The sequence below is a fragment of the Aerococcus sp. L_32 genome, assembly GCF_050689315.1.
The window spans coordinates 1-13,755 of sequence record NZ_JBOEQF010000050.1; the positions used below are offsets into that span (position 1 = coordinate 1).

The following is a 13,755-nucleotide window of genomic DNA, read 5'->3' on the forward strand; positions in this document are numbered from 1 at the left end:
CACGAAAAAATCACTTTTCATAGATTTCTTATTTAGCATATTGTTGGATAGATTCTTCGAGTAAGCCTAAGTAGCGTTTGGCAATTGAAGACAGCTGGTGACGGTTAGCGGTTAGGTAACCTAGTTCAATCACCTCGTCTGACTCAAGAGGAATTGCCAATATATCCGGACTGTTCAAATCATCATTAATGATCCCTGAAGAAATCGTATAGCCATCTAAACCGATGAGTAAATTAAATAAGGTTGCTCGGTCAGAAACAATAATCCGTTTTGGAACAGGAATATCCGCTAAAATCTCTTCCCAATAGTAGAAAGAGTTGTGGGTGCCTTGTTCATATGATAAGCGAGGATAAGCGGTTAAGTCATCTAAACTAATCGTCGCTTGTTTCGCTAAAGGATGCCCTTTATCAATAAACACATGTGGTGCAGTTTTAAACAATGGCGTAAAAGTCAGTTGCTTCTCTTGAAAAGCCCCTTCTAATACCTTCTGATTATAATTAGACCGGTAAATAACGCCCACCTCAGAGGTGAAATTACCAACATCATCCAAGACCTCAAATGTTCGTTCTTCTTTCAATGTCGCCTCATACTGGTCTGCATCCATCTCCCTTAGTAACTTCACAAAAGCATCCACTACAAAGGCATAATGCTGGCCGGATACTGAAAATATCCGGTTCGCTTGGTCCTCTTCCTTATAACGGTGATTCATTAAATCAATCTGCTCCAAAACTTGCCGTGCATACTGGAGAAATTCCTCCCCCTGCACCGTCAGAATCGTCCCCTTAGCCGTCCGCTGAAACAAGGTTACCCCCATCTCAGACTCCAAATTGGCCATGGCCTTCGACAAAGACGGCTGGGCAATAAACAAATCCTTGGCCGCCTGCGTCATATTCCCCACTTCAACAACCTTCATAAAATACTGCAAATCTTCAATCCGCATACGCTCACTCCTTACCATAGTTTAAAGCTATGAAAACCGACATATAATAGTTATTTGTAATTATTATGCCAGACCCATATACTCATAACAAGTTCAAAAATATTTATCGAAAAAGGAGAACATTATTATGACACAAACACAAACTTCAAAACGATTCCTTACAGTTGGTTCATTCTTACGTCCAGAAGACTTATTAGCTTACAAACGTCAAATCGAGGAACGCGACGATATTCAATATCCATTCTACCAAGATTTCGACAACTATGAAAAAGTAGAAGACGAAGCAGTTGCTGATATCGTAAAAAAAGAAATCGAATTAGACTTCCCTGAAATTACAGATGGCGAATACTCAAAATCATTATGGCATCTAGACTTCGTTTGGGGCTTTGACGGGGTACGTCGTTTCATTGCTGACCAAGGTTATATCTTCGTTGACCATGACCATGAGCATGCATTCGAAACGCGTAAAGATATCGGGATTGAAATCTTCAAACCCTTATCAGGTAAAAACCATCCTTTCATCGACCACTACAAACGTTTAGTTGATTTAAACGATTCAGATGCTGATGTGAAAGTTTGTATCCCTTCACCAGGTCATATTTATGTTGATTTAGGTTTAAACCTACAAACATACAACCAGGTATACAAATCACAAGCTGAATTACGAGAAGGTTTAATCAATGCCTACAAAGAATTCTTAGATGAATATGTACAAGAAGGCGGTAAAATCATTCAATTAGATGACTGTCTATGGACTATCCATGCAGAAGACTCATCAAACTCACCATTCAGAAATGAAGATGGTAGTTGGGACGCGGAGGCAGCTGAAGCCAGTGCAGAAGCTTATGTAGCTGTTAACAATGCAGTAATTGATTACGGTCATGAATTAGGTTTAAAAGTGTACACCCACAACTGTCGTGGTAACTACGCATCTCGTCACGCATCTAACGGTTCATACGAAAAAATCGCGAACTACTTCTTGAAAAACCAACGTTACGACCGTTTCTACTTAGAGTGGGACGACGAGCGTGCTGGTTCAATCGACGCATTAGAAGCTTTTAAAGACAACGACCAAGTAGAAGTTGTATTAGGTTTACTGTCATCAAAAACAGCCGACTTAGATGATGAAGAACGCACATTAAACGGTCTAGAACAAGCAACTAAATACGTATCAAAAGACAGACTATACCTATCCCACCAATGTGGCTTTGCCTCATGTGACGGTGGTAACGAATTAACCCACGAAAACCAATGGGACAAAATCAAACAAGGACAAGCAATCGCATTCAAATACTTTGGTGAATAATCCCTAATCAAAAAACTATCATCCTTCGAAAGAGGTTGGCTTCCCACGCCAACCTCTTTTTTAATCTCTTTATTCTTGTATCAGCAATCATTTCAATCAATCCGAGAAGTTAAAGTTAATCCTTTGAGCTTTACTTTGTTGCAGCCCTGGCCTATTAAGGGCATAAATATTCACATACTGACGCATATCAGAATGTTCGGGGTAACCCCCTTACAGTCTGAATGGTCAGGCAAGTTCTCAGATCTTAGCTGAGAACGGTCCCACGGATTTTAAGGCAATGTTAGAGAAAGCAAAAGCCTACGGATTTTCGTTATAAATAAAAAAGTAGAATCCAAAAAATAGGATTCTACTTAGATAGCAATTCAATATTTAAGCCCCTTGCATATTGTATAGTACAAAGAAAGCCATAAAGAAGATTAATAGCACAACCGCGAGGACACCGAAGACGATGTAGATACGCTTCTGCTCTTTTTTGTACATATAATTACTGGTAATCAGTAGCAAAAGAGCTGCTACGAAAAATACCCAAATCATCTATTCACCAAACTTTCTCTCCATCTATTTGTGGCAATCGCTAGTCTTCATTAAGCCAGTTTCGCTGAATAGTTAATAATAGCGTCAACTGTGTCGTTTAAGAAGGCTATGGTATTTTCTAATGGTTCACCACTTGTAATATCCACTCCTGCTACTTTTGTAGCTTCAACCGGGTTAATCCGCCCCAATTTCAAAAAGTTGATCCATTTTTCAATGGCTTGATCATCTTCGCCTGAACGGATATTCAAGTAGGCTTGTGTAGCAATCGTTAAGCCTGCTGAATAAGTATATGAATATAAGCCCATGTAGTAATGTGGTTGACGCATCCAAGTTAATTCAGCACCTGGATTAATCTCTACAGCATCACCCCAGAAAGCTTCTAATACCCCTTTTTTCAAGTCAGAAAGGGTTTCGGCTGTGAAGGCTTCACCGTTGTCAATTAGTCGGTAAACTTCACGTTGGTAGGCCGCTTCTAACAAGTGTGTAATGAAATTATGAAAATATGTGTTGGTTAGCATATTGGCTAAGGCAAAGCGTTGGGTACGGTCGTCTTCACCATTAGCTTGTAAATAGCCAGTTAATAGTAACTCATTGAAAGTTGACGGCGCTTCAATCACATACAAGCTGGGTTCACTTGAAATAAACAAGTTGTTGGCTTCAGCTCGGCTCATTTGCCCTGCATGACCCAATTCATGAATCAAGGTATAGACATCAGACAATTGTTCTGTCCAGCTCATTAAGATATATGGATGAACACCGGCAGCGATGGTTGCAAATCCACCAGTTGATTTACCCACATTTTGGGCGTAATCTACCCAGCGGTCAGTGAAGGCTGGCGCGATTTCCGTGAAGTAGTCCTCACCCATAACGGCAGTAGCTTCTTTCACGTAGGCTTCAGACTCTTCAAAAGAAACCGGTTTTGAGAATGTTGGATCAAGGCTGATTTTTAGGTCAGCGTAAGTCATTTTATCTAAACCACGTACTTTTTTTACGTGGTTGATATATTTACGCATAACGGGCGCTAATTTCTCAATAATCACATCAATTTGACGGTCATATAGTTCTCGGTCCACGTCTTGGCTGAAGAGTAGATAATCAATTACCGACTCGTACCCCCTAATGTTAGCTTGAGCTTTTTCCTGCAAGACATGTCCATAATAAGTTGTTGCAAAGGTATTTTGGTATTTTGCCAATTCTTTTGAGAAAGCATCAAAGGCTGCCCGACGAACGGCTGTATCCTCTTCAAACATATATTTATCTTCATATAAAACAAAGCTTAAAGGATAAGTAGTACCTGCTACTTCAAAATCAGGAAAAGTTAAATCGGCTAATTTAGCGTTGTTATACACTTCATAATTTTGATCATGTGCTTGTTCGAATTGGAATAGTACATCTTCCACTTTAGCGCCCAAATATATCGCTTGTTGACGTTCAACTTCAGCAATATAGTCTGCTGTTTCTGGAGCAATGGCCTTTACTTTTTCCAGTTCAGTTGCTGATTTTTCTAATAACGCATTTTGGAAAAATAGCATCGCTTCTTGAACATTTTTGCTCGCTGCCGATACCTTATGTAATTTCAATGCTGCTTGTGAATTTGTACGGTCGGCTTCAACCGCTAAAAAGGTATAGTGCATCAATTGTGACCCTAAAACTTGCACGTCAGAAGCCGCTAAAACTGCATTAGCAATATCGCTCGCATCACTTAATTTACCTTCATATTTTTCCTTGAAAGCTTGTCCTAGATTCTTAAATTCAGCTAATTTCGCTTCAAAAGTTGCTTCATCTTCAAAAATTTGGCTGAGATCCCAAGTGGTTGCTACATCTACTTGGTCGCGGGTTGGGAATGTATTCTCTATTGTCATCCGGCATATCCTTCTTTCCTAGCTTAATGGTAATTTTCTTAAATAAGTTTACCACTAAAACCCCAAAACTTACCAGAAATAGTCTGGATGTTCATTTTTCACAAGGGTTTTCTTTTGGATTTTAAAAAAATGAGGTTCATAATAATAAGTGACGAAAGGATACCACCGCATATGTTTTAAGGAGGAATTTTCAATATGTCACTCAATCAAGCGCAATTAGAACGCATGTCAAACGACCCAGGATTTATCGCAGCCCTAGACCAATCAGGCGGTTCAACACCAAAAGCCTTATTAGCCTACGGTGTGCCTGAAGATGCCTATAGTAATGACGATGAAATGTTCGCGAAAGTCCACGAAATGCGGACGCGAATTATGACCAGTCCAGCATTCACTAGCGACAAAATTCTAGCCGCTATCTTATTTGAAAATACCATGGACCGCCAAGTAGATGGCAAATACACCGCAGAATACTTAGCAGACAAAGGGATCGTACCCTTCCTTAAAATCGATAAAGGACTTGCTGAAGAAGCCAACGGCGTGCAATTAATGAGAGATATACCACACCTTGACGACCTATTAGCTCGCGCCAATGAACGTGGCATTTTCGGTACTAAGGAACGCTCTAATATTCTCGCATTTAACCCTGCTGGCATCAAAGAAGTTGTCGACCAACAGTTCGAAGTCGCTAAACAGGTTATTGATGCAGGTTTAGTACCGATTATTGAACCCGAAGTCAACATTAATGCCGAAGATAAAGCTGCCATCGAGGAATTATTAGCTGAAGAAATCCGGTTACATTTAGATCAATTAGGGGAAAATGACTTAGTCATGTTGAAGCTGACAATCCCTACAGTACCAGATACTTACCGTGAACTAGCCAGCCACCCTAATGTTGTTCGTGTAGTGGCCTTATCAGGTGGTTACACTCGTGAAGAAGCCAATGAACTGTTGGCGGAAAATCATGACATGATCGCGTCATTCTCACGTGCCCTCGCGTCCGATTTACGAGCAAGCCAAGCAGATGACAAATTCAATGACTTACTAGCCAGTGCTATTGATACCATTTACGACGCGTCTGTAAACAAAAAATAGCAAGAAACAGTAGAGTAAATAAAATAAAATAAAATAAAATAAAGAAAGCTCAGAGGAATGAAACCACCTCTGAGCTTTTTCTGTATAAAATACGATAAGCTGATTTTCCTATCGACTCGTCGTGCGCAATCCAAATATGCTATGATTATGGCTCTAGGCTAGCCAATTCCTCGTAAGTAACCGGTCTTTCTTCATAACCATCCACTTCAAAGCCGTTTAAATTCAAGAACTCTTTCATGAAGGTATCCCAAGCTGTGAAGTCTGTATTGAAGTTATCTTGGTTGATTTGTTCAATCAAAGCTTTGGCTTCAGCTTGCACTTCTGGGTCTAATTCCCATGAATCTGGGCGCAAACGGCCCTCTTCGTCAAATTCTGCCTGGTCGCCAAATAACATGTCGCGGAAAATCCGGTCGATATGCATAATTGGCGTTTCATGTTGGCCTCGCGCTTCCATGACCTTAAATAGCCCTAAGCAGTATACTGGGAAGAATGGGATCACAGATGAAGCTTTAGTGGTTACAGCGGTTGCCACAACAACTGTTGCTTTCCCATCGATGTCTTTTAAATCTTCGTTGATTAAAGCGGCAGCCTTATCGCAGTCCGCTTTAGCACGGCCTAAAGTGCCCTTGTTGTAGTATGACTCGTTTAATTCAGCCCCTAAATAAGAATAAACAACGGTCTCAACGCCTTCAGCTAGCACGTCCGCTTCCTGTAAGGCATTCATCCACATCCGCCAGTCTTCACCACCCATAACCTTTACAGTGTCCTCAATTTCAGCTTCTGTAGCCGGTTCAAGCACCTGTTCAAAGAAGGTTTCCTTTTGTAGGTTGACGTTTGGTCCCACAACCTCTTGGCCAATTGATTTGATTACTGAATTGTAAGTTTCCCCGGTATTTGGGTCCGTACGGCGTCCTGAAGCCAATGAGTAGACCACAAAGTCCACCTTTCCGCCGAATTCATTCTTGATGAAGTCAATCACTTGGTCCTTCGCTTCGTTAGAGAAGGCATCTGCCATGATATTTTTAGCGATTAACCCTTCAGCCTCCGCTGCTTGCCGGAAAAAGATATTGTTATACCAACCTGGCTTACCAAGGTTTTTCTCGGATCGTGGTCCCCCACCATGTGAAACTGAAATCGTATCTGCCCCCGCACCAAAGGCTAGGTTAATCCGACTAGCCAATCCATAAGAAGATGAGCCTCCTAATACCAACACTTTCTTCGGTCCTTCAAAGGTTCCTTGGTCTTTAACATATTGAATTTGATTGTTTACTTCTTGCTTTAACCCCATCGGATTCACACTAACAAGGACATTACCACGCATTTTTGGCTTAAATTCTAAAGTCATATAAGTCTCCTAATATTTACTGATTTCTCATTTTTTTGACGATTCATCTTTATATTATATAGTTAAGGAAACTAGTAGTAAAGTTTTACATGATTATATCAAAAATCAAAGTATTAATGAAAGCTTTTTTGAAAGCAAAAAGGACTGGGTTTTACCCTACAATCCTCTCTTGTCATATGTGTATTTTCCTTACTTAATGGCCGTTTTTCAATCCTATAGGCAAATTATCCTAGTAATTTTCATCATCCAAGTCATCTGCATGCAAAGTCAACAAGTTCATGCATTCTTCCACATCTTCAACGGCCATTTGCCCAGGAGCAGACGACATCCCTTCTACAGTGGCAAAGCTAGCCGCTGATTTGAAGATTTCCCCTGCAATTCGGGTAATCTTGCCTAAACGGCCCATCGACATGGTAATCAAGGGTTGGTCGATTAATGTGGACGCTTGGTGGGTCGCATTCATCAAAGCCAATACATCCGCTTCATCGTGGGGCATGACGGCCATTTTCACAATATCCGCCTCTGACTGACCCATCTTTTGTAGGCGTTTGACTATATCATTTTCCAAAGGGGTTTTCACAAAATCATGGTAGGAAACAATGACTTTGACTTGGTGTTTGTGGGCGTAAGGAATCAGGTTGTCTAAGATGTCCTGGCCTCGCTCAAACTCGATATCAATAGCGTCAACAGCCTTGGCTTGGATTAAATACCGGTACATTTCAACATACTGGCTCTTGCCAATAGCTGACTCCCCGCCCTCGCCCAAGGTTCTAAAGGTGGCAAGTAAGGGTTTTTGAATAGAGGTTTTCACCCGTTTACTCAATTCAACCAACTCTTCCAGCTCGTCGAAATCGTCAAAGTAATCAATCCGCCATTCCACCATATCGCCTGGTTGACGGCGGTAGAAATTGGCACAGTTAATAATATCTACCGCATTATCCTCGGCTAAGGGAATAATCATTTTTGGTCTATCCTCCCCGAACTTCAAGGAAGCAATTTTTACACTCTTCATGTTGGACTCCTTCTGACATCAAGGTAAAATAAAAAACTCGATACCATTTGATATGTATATTGTATCGAGTTTTTACCTTTTAAGCTATATAAAATTTGTGATTAAAGATTGAAGCACTTATTCTTTATTAACTTCTTCAATATTTTGATCATCAAAATTGTCGACCGTCTCTAAAAGTCTTCACCTGAATTTGCCTCTAAGTCCCCACTTGCACTCATAGGCGTCCCTAAACCAGATTTATAGTCGCTATAAGCCTTGGAAACCTGCTGGCGATCTTCTAGTCCTAGGTAATAAACCTCCGCTAAATATAAGCCATGTGCGGCTGCTGTGGGTCCTGCTTCATTCCGGTCTTCGGCTGCGATCAATCGTTTCATCTCATCAACTGGTCTTAACCCGTCCCCAATTTGAAGCGTTGTGCCCACCAAAATCCTGACCATATTATATAAGAAGCCTGATCCTTCAAAGACGAAGGTCAAAGTTTCTGCATCGGGATCAGCCGTCACTTCAGCTCGGTAAATTTCCCGGACAAAGTTGGTTTTATCCGTTTTAGTCGAACAGAAGGACTTAAAATCATGGACGCCGATAATGTCCTTTAAGGCCGTTTGCATTCGGGTAACGTCCGTTCGGTAGGGATGGTGGTACATATACTGTCTAGTAAACGGTGACGGAAACTTAGAGGTATCTACCTTATAGATGTACTTCTTCCCATTCGTATGAAACCGGGCGTGGAAATCATCTTCCACCCGCTCAACCTTGGTGATGCAAATGGCATCGTCAAGGATTGAATTTAAGGCTCTTAAGACCGCTTCCTCCCCAATTTCCGCTGGATAATCAAAATGAATCACTTGGCCAAGAGCATGAACGCCTGAATCGGTCCGACCTGACCCAACGACAGGAATCGTCTGTCCTTTAGACATGAGCTTTAGGGCTCTTTCAAGGGCCTCTTGTACGGTATGCCCATTTGGTTGCACTTGAAAGCCGACAAAGGGTGTCCCGTCGTATTGCAAGGTTACTTTAAATCTAGGCAAAATGCGCCCTCCTTCTAGTGGCTATAAGATAATCATGACGATGGTCAAAACAGCAAGACCGATACTGGCAAGGGTATCTATTCTGCCCCAATGCAATTGACGGTACTTGGTCCGTCCTTCACCGCCCTTGTAACCACGCGCTTCCATGGCAGTGGCTAGGTCATAAGCCCGGTTAAAGGCTGAAATGAATAAGGGAATGAGGACTGGAATAAAGGCTTTCACCCGCTCAAGGATGTTGCCTTCTGAAAAGTCCACACCACGTGCCCGCTGTGCGTTCATGATCTTATCCGCTTCTTCAAGTAGGGTCGGGACAAATCGCAAGGCAATCGACAACATCAAGGCAACCTCATGGACTGGCAAAATGTTACGAACAGGCTTCAACAAGGCTTCCATGGCATCTGTAATAGCCAGAGGTTGAGTGGTCAAAGTCAATATCGTCGATAGGAAAATAATCAATAGGAAGCGGATAAAAATATAGGCCGCATTAGACAAGCCACCAGTTGTTAAGGCTAGTGGCCCAAAAGACCACAGGACGTCCCCGGTGTGGGTAAAGAGGATTTGTAGGGCTACCGTAAAAATAATAATCGCAATCATGGGTTTCAAACCGCGTAAAAATACCCTTAAAGAAATCCCAGTTAAAAAGACTAGACTCGTGACCACCACGATCATGACGATATTGGTCGTGACATTAGTTGCCGCAAACACCAATAGCATCATGACAATCAAGGCCACCAATTTCACCCTCGGGTCCAGTTTGTGCATCAAGGAATTACCGGGAATATACCGGCCAATAATCAATTTATCTTTCATCTATCATTGACCCCTTCCTCTGTACTAAGTCCGTTTAACTCGTCGTCGTCATTTTGCCCGGTCGTTAAAGCCAAGTTATCAACGATTAAATCAGCTAAAGCATCTACCGTTAATGGCACCTGAGTCGCTCCATCCCATAACTGGCGGTCTAATTTACCTTGCAAATTAAAGGCAAAATCAGCTGCGTCCGGTAAAGCCAATTGGTGGCTGGCTAACCAAGCAGGGTCGGCAAAAACGTCAGCTGGCGTCCCTTGTTTCACACAAGTCCCACCATCCATCACAATCACGTGGTTGGCATAAGCTGCCACATCCTCCATTTGATGGGTCACTAAAACAATCGTCAACCCTTGGTCTCTATACAAGCGGTCGAACATAGACATCATTTCCATCCGACCTTTTGGATCTAGTCCAGCAGTTGGCTCATCTAATACCAGTACTTCCGGTTTCATGGCAATCACCCCAGCAATGGCTACCCGGCGCATTTGCCCACCAGATAATTCAAAAGGTGACCGCTCAAATAAAGTCCGAGCAATCCCCACTGCTGCTAAGGCTCCTTCAGCTTTCTCGCGGGCTGTCGCTTCATCGTCGCCAAAATTCATCGGCCCGAACATTACATCTTTAATGACCGTTTCTTCAAATAGTTGTCCTTCAGGAAATTGGAAGACCATCCCTACTCGTTGACGGAGCTTCTTCAAGTCTTTTGGCTTAGCGTCAGCTGACACCACCGTCTCACCAATTCGTACTTGTCCTACAGTGGGTTGTACCAAGGCGTTAAGGTGTTGGGTAATGGTCGACTTTCCTGACCCTGTATGGCCAATAATCGCCGTATATGACCCGTCAGGAATCGTTACATTAATATCATGCAAGGCTGCACTGGCGAACGGTGTCCCGGCCCCATAAGTAAAACCTACTTGTTCAAATGCGATTTGCATAACCATTCACCCAACCCTTCTTCATCAAAATATGCATCCGGCACAGCCACCCCGCGTTTAGCTAAGGCGCTTTTTAGTTGCTCGGAAAAAGGCACATCCAAACCAATCTCAGTTAACTCATTCCCGTAAATAAAGATATCAGCTGGCGTACCCTCTTTAATAATTTGTCCTTCTTTAAAGACAAGCATCCGGTCAGCTTCCGCCGCTTCGTTTAAATCATGGGTAATCGAAATCACAGTTAGGGCCTTATCTTGTTTGATATCCGCCACAATTGCCATCAATTCGTCCCGACCTTCAGGATCTAACATTGAAGTCGATTCATCTAAAATAATGATTTTTGGTGCCATAGCAATCACGCCCGCAATCGCAACCCGTTGCTTTTGACCACCAGATAAGGCTGCTGGTTCCTTGTCGCGGTAGTCCCACATTTTAACCCGTTTCAAGGCAGACTCAACACGGGCATGCATCTCATCAACCGGCATACCCATATTTTCCAAGGCAAAAGCCACATCATCTTCAACCGTTGCCCCAACAAATTGGTTGTCTGGATTTTGAAAGACTAGCCCTACTTGACTACGGATATCCCATAAGGTCTCCATAGAAAGGACCTTATCGTCCACCTGAATGGTACCTGACTTGGCTTCCAGTAAGCCCACTAATAATTTTGAAAAGGTCGATTTCCCCGACCCATTATGGCCAATAATCGCTAGCCATTCACCTTCATAGATACTCGTTGATAGGCCATCTATAGCTAATTTCTCATCTGATTGACTATATTGAAAAGACAAATCTTGAACCTGAATAATCGGTTTCGCCATCTTGTTCCCTCGCTCACTTTAAATATTTAAGAAAAAACTCCTCCAATGTTACTTGGAAGAGTTTGTCAAAGAAGCCCAATTCAGCTAACCACTTGCATCGCCGTCTCGTTCATCCTGCTATACGCTTCTTCCATCCTGACTGTAACAGTCGGTACTAGAATTCCACTAGTTCAATCACCTATTGCTGCTGGTAATTCGCGGACTTTACCGCCGATCGGGACTCGCACCCTGCCCTGAAGACATTTCATTTGTTTTTCACTTAGTTTAGTCTACTAAAATCCACCATTAAAAGCAATGATCAGATGTCAAGACACCTTATCTCTTTGTACCATCTCCATGATCATTAGTGTGAATCACTATTTCCTTATAAGCATAGTCACCGATGATCTGAGATACCGGACACCGGCCTTCTGCCTCATAGACTATAGCTTCCGCCTGGTCACGTGGTAAATCGAGGTAGATATCTACTTTGAAATCAAAATAAGTGATGGTTGTTTCCTGATTTAATTTATAGTCCACTTGAACGACCACTTCACTGGCCACACCCTTGATACCGTGTCGGTCTAAAGCAATTTCGATGGTCGCATTCAAGCACGTCGCCCATGATAAGGCGATCAGTTGTTCTGGGTTAGTCCCAAGCTCATCAGCTTTCAAAGGACTTGACGTTTGGACCCGCAGCTCATTATCCCCTTCAACCCAGGCCGTTCCCTTAAGCCCTTGATCATTATGCACCCGTGTCGTATACAACAATTTATCCTCACCCATATGCGCATTGCCTCCATCCTCTTGATTATGCTCTAATATGGGCCATTATACCCTTAATACTCCTAGCAAAAAAGGCAATTGCACTCAAACCCGCAATTGCCTTTTCATCTAATGTTTCAATTTTATATAGAAATTTTATTTTTTCAAGACTTCGTACATACCGTTGGTGATAAACTGCAACCACACTTGGCCTCCGTCTGGATTAAAGTGGACCCCGTCTTGACTCAACCAAGTGGACGCTTCCTCGTGGTTACTATAGTATTCATGCCAGTCCAATAAGTAGATGGTATCACTATCGTCACTGGCCACTTCAGCTAAGGTTTTATTGACATCAGCTGCCCAAGGGCGGTCGACATGGGTATTGACTAGGAAAATCGTCTTATCCCGTCCAATCTCATCTAAGAAGTCAGACAATTGAGCTGACGTAAAGCCCCCATTAGCTCCTAGGTCAACAAGAACCGTGTCATGGAGCATTCCCTGTGCTTCTAAGCTAGCTGGATAGCTAATTGAGGTATATAACTGGCGACCAACCGCCGCATCAACAATAGCATTAGGATACAAGGTGTATAAACCTTCCGATTCACCGACCATTAGGGAGTCACCAATAAAGGTTATAGATAATTGGTAGGCAAAGCGGGCTTGTTCATCAGGAATCCCTTCATAGAATCCTAGTGACGCCTCACTTAAATTGTCTTTATAGGTTGATAGGCTCGCGTCTGCTTGTTTTTCTTGTTCAGCCCGTTGTTTATTCAATTCCTCAATCTTCTTGGCCTGGTCAGCTGCTTGCTGCTCTTCTACTGTCACATTGTCTGCTGGTTTAGAAATTGCAACAGCACTCGCACCACCAAGGAATATGAAGGTAAACGCTAAGAATAAAATACGGGTCAACCAAGGTGCCGGCTCTTTAAACAAATTACGTACCTTTGTAAATAGACGAACGGGTTGATTATTTCGGACTTCATTAAAAATCGGCACCGGCCATCTTTTTTCCTCTAGTAAGGCATAAGACAAGCAGGATAGGACAATAATCAAAATGACTTGTGGCCATATACTATTAGTAAACCAATTCTGACTGGTTGGAACCATATGGAACAACACATTGATTGGATAATACCATAAATACATATGGAATGTACGTTGACCAAGCCACCGCAAGGGTTTAAATTTCAATAGAAAACCAACCCAAGATCCTTTATAAGTCAACAAGGCAATCATTACAGCTGCTAATAAATCAAAGCCAAACATTCCACCATAGTAAGTGAACGTCGCTGCATCAAGCATGTGGAGCATCCCATAAGTGAGTATAGCCAA

Annotated in this window: 12 protein-coding genes, 1 pseudogene and 1 riboswitch; of the genes and pseudogenes, 2 read left to right on the forward strand and 11 right to left on the reverse strand. The window is 42.4% G+C overall.

The genetic code is table 11. The features are described from left to right. Positions 1 to 28: 28 nt before the first annotated feature. Positions 29 to 940, reverse strand: a complete 912-nt coding sequence (locus ACRCJ0_RS05180; RefSeq protein ID WP_431388575.1) for a LysR family transcriptional regulator — start codon at positions 938 to 940, stop codon at positions 29 to 31. 127 nt (positions 941 to 1,067) lie between these two features. Here ACRCJ0_RS05180 and ACRCJ0_RS05185 point away from each other — a divergent pair, with 127 nt between their 5' ends. Further along, complete coding sequence (locus ACRCJ0_RS05185; RefSeq protein WP_431389714.1) at positions 1,068 to 2,246, forward strand: 5-methyltetrahydropteroyltriglutamate--homocysteine methyltransferase; 1,179 nt, start codon at positions 1,068 to 1,070, stop codon at positions 2,244 to 2,246. Positions 2,247 to 2,615: 369 nt separating this feature from the next. Here ACRCJ0_RS05185 and ACRCJ0_RS05190 read toward each other — a convergent pair whose 3' ends face one another. Together ACRCJ0_RS05190 and pepF are read right to left on the reverse strand one after the other, a co-directional pair. After that, positions 2,616 to 2,780 carry a preprotein translocase gene (locus tag ACRCJ0_RS05190; protein WP_111856611.1) on the reverse strand — a complete coding sequence of 55 codons (165 nt, stop codon included), beginning with the start codon at positions 2,778 to 2,780 and terminating at the stop codon, positions 2,616 to 2,618. Between the two features lie 50 nt (positions 2,781 to 2,830). Further along, positions 2,831 to 4,642, reverse strand: coding sequence for an oligoendopeptidase F (pepF, locus tag ACRCJ0_RS05195; protein ID WP_431389715.1), 1,812 nt, complete (start codon positions 4,640 to 4,642; stop codon positions 2,831 to 2,833). Between the two features lie 195 nt (positions 4,643 to 4,837). Here pepF and ACRCJ0_RS05200 point away from each other — a divergent pair, with 195 nt between their 5' ends. After that, the gene (locus ACRCJ0_RS05200; RefSeq protein ID WP_431388416.1) at positions 4,838 to 5,734 is read left to right on the forward strand and encodes a fructose bisphosphate aldolase; all 897 of its coding nucleotides are present in this window, start codon (positions 4,838 to 4,840) and stop codon (positions 5,732 to 5,734) included. Between the two features lie 145 nt (positions 5,735 to 5,879). Here the strand turns inward: ACRCJ0_RS05200 and fabV are convergent, their stop codons facing one another. The 8 genes and pseudogenes from fabV to ACRCJ0_RS05240 form a co-directional block, all read right to left on the reverse strand. Next, complete coding sequence (fabV, locus tag ACRCJ0_RS05205) at positions 5,880 to 7,079, reverse strand: enoyl-ACP reductase FabV (protein WP_417893733.1); 1,200 nt, start codon at positions 7,077 to 7,079, stop codon at positions 5,880 to 5,882. Positions 7,080 to 7,308: 229 nt separating this feature from the next. Further along, positions 7,309 to 8,091 carry a type I 3-dehydroquinate dehydratase gene (aroD, locus tag ACRCJ0_RS05210; RefSeq protein WP_417893732.1) on the reverse strand — a complete coding sequence of 261 codons (783 nt, stop codon included), beginning with the start codon at positions 8,089 to 8,091 and terminating at the stop codon, positions 7,309 to 7,311. Between the two features lie 170 nt (positions 8,092 to 8,261). After that, the gene (truA, locus tag ACRCJ0_RS05215) at positions 8,262 to 9,119 is read right to left on the reverse strand and encodes a tRNA pseudouridine(38-40) synthase TruA (protein WP_417893731.1); all 858 of its coding nucleotides are present in this window, start codon (positions 9,117 to 9,119) and stop codon (positions 8,262 to 8,264) included. Positions 9,120 to 9,140: 21 nt separating this feature from the next. Continuing rightward, positions 9,141 to 9,929 (reverse strand): energy-coupling factor transporter transmembrane component T family protein, encoded by a 789-nt coding sequence (locus ACRCJ0_RS05220; protein WP_417893730.1) that lies wholly within the window; start codon positions 9,927 to 9,929, stop codon positions 9,141 to 9,143. Next, entirely contained in the window at positions 9,926 to 10,861 is a 936-nt protein-coding gene (locus ACRCJ0_RS05225) for an energy-coupling factor ABC transporter ATP-binding protein (protein ID WP_417893742.1), read from the reverse strand. Before ACRCJ0_RS05225 ends, ACRCJ0_RS05220 begins: the two co-directional genes overlap by 4 nt. Then, on the reverse strand, positions 10,837 to 11,679 hold the full coding sequence (locus ACRCJ0_RS05230) for an energy-coupling factor ABC transporter ATP-binding protein (protein ID WP_417893729.1): 843 nt from the start codon (positions 11,677 to 11,679) through the stop codon (positions 10,837 to 10,839). The genes ACRCJ0_RS05225 and ACRCJ0_RS05230 overlap by 25 nt, the downstream gene beginning before the upstream one ends. Before the next feature lie 119 nt (positions 11,680 to 11,798). Continuing rightward, positions 11,799 to 11,924: riboswitch (FMN riboswitch) on the reverse strand. 70 nt (positions 11,925 to 11,994) lie between these two features. Next, on the reverse strand, positions 11,995 to 12,444 hold the full coding sequence (locus ACRCJ0_RS05235; protein ID WP_417893728.1) for an OsmC family protein: 450 nt from the start codon (positions 12,442 to 12,444) through the stop codon (positions 11,995 to 11,997). Positions 12,445 to 12,579: 135 nt separating this feature from the next. Then, a pseudogene (locus ACRCJ0_RS05240) lies at positions 12,580 to 13,755 on the reverse strand (acyltransferase family protein); the annotation flags it as partial.

Excerpts from the sequence above, each read along its gene's own strand:
- ACRCJ0_RS05180 (WP_431388575.1), bottom strand. The coding sequence starts at position 940 with ATGCGGATTGAAGATTTGCAGTATTTTATGAAGGTTGTTGAAGTGGGG.
- ACRCJ0_RS05185 (WP_431389714.1), top strand. The coding sequence starts at position 1,068 with ATGACACAAACACAAACTTCAAAACGATTCCTTACAGTTGGTTCATTC.
- ACRCJ0_RS05190 (WP_111856611.1), bottom strand. The coding sequence starts at position 2,780 with ATGATTTGGGTATTTTTCGTAGCAGCTCTTTTGCTACTGATTACCAGT.
- pepF (WP_431389715.1), bottom strand. The coding sequence starts at position 4,642 with ATGACAATAGAGAATACATTCCCAACCCGCGACCAAGTAGATGTAGCA.
- ACRCJ0_RS05200 (WP_431388416.1), top strand. The coding sequence starts at position 4,838 with ATGTCACTCAATCAAGCGCAATTAGAACGCATGTCAAACGACCCAGGA.
- fabV (WP_417893733.1), bottom strand. The coding sequence starts at position 7,079 with ATGACTTTAGAATTTAAGCCAAAAATGCGTGGTAATGTCCTTGTTAGT.
- aroD (WP_417893732.1), bottom strand. The coding sequence starts at position 8,091 with ATGAAGAGTGTAAAAATTGCTTCCTTGAAGTTCGGGGAGGATAGACCA.
- ACRCJ0_RS05220 (WP_417893730.1), bottom strand. The coding sequence starts at position 9,929 with ATGAAAGATAAATTGATTATTGGCCGGTATATTCCCGGTAATTCCTTG.
- ACRCJ0_RS05225 (WP_417893742.1), bottom strand. The coding sequence starts at position 10,861 with ATGCAAATCGCATTTGAACAAGTAGGTTTTACTTATGGGGCCGGGACA.
- ACRCJ0_RS05230 (WP_417893729.1), bottom strand. The coding sequence starts at position 11,679 with ATGGCGAAACCGATTATTCAGGTTCAAGATTTGTCTTTTCAATATAGT.
- ACRCJ0_RS05235 (WP_417893728.1), bottom strand. The coding sequence starts at position 12,444 with ATGGGTGAGGATAAATTGTTGTATACGACACGGGTGCATAATGATCAA.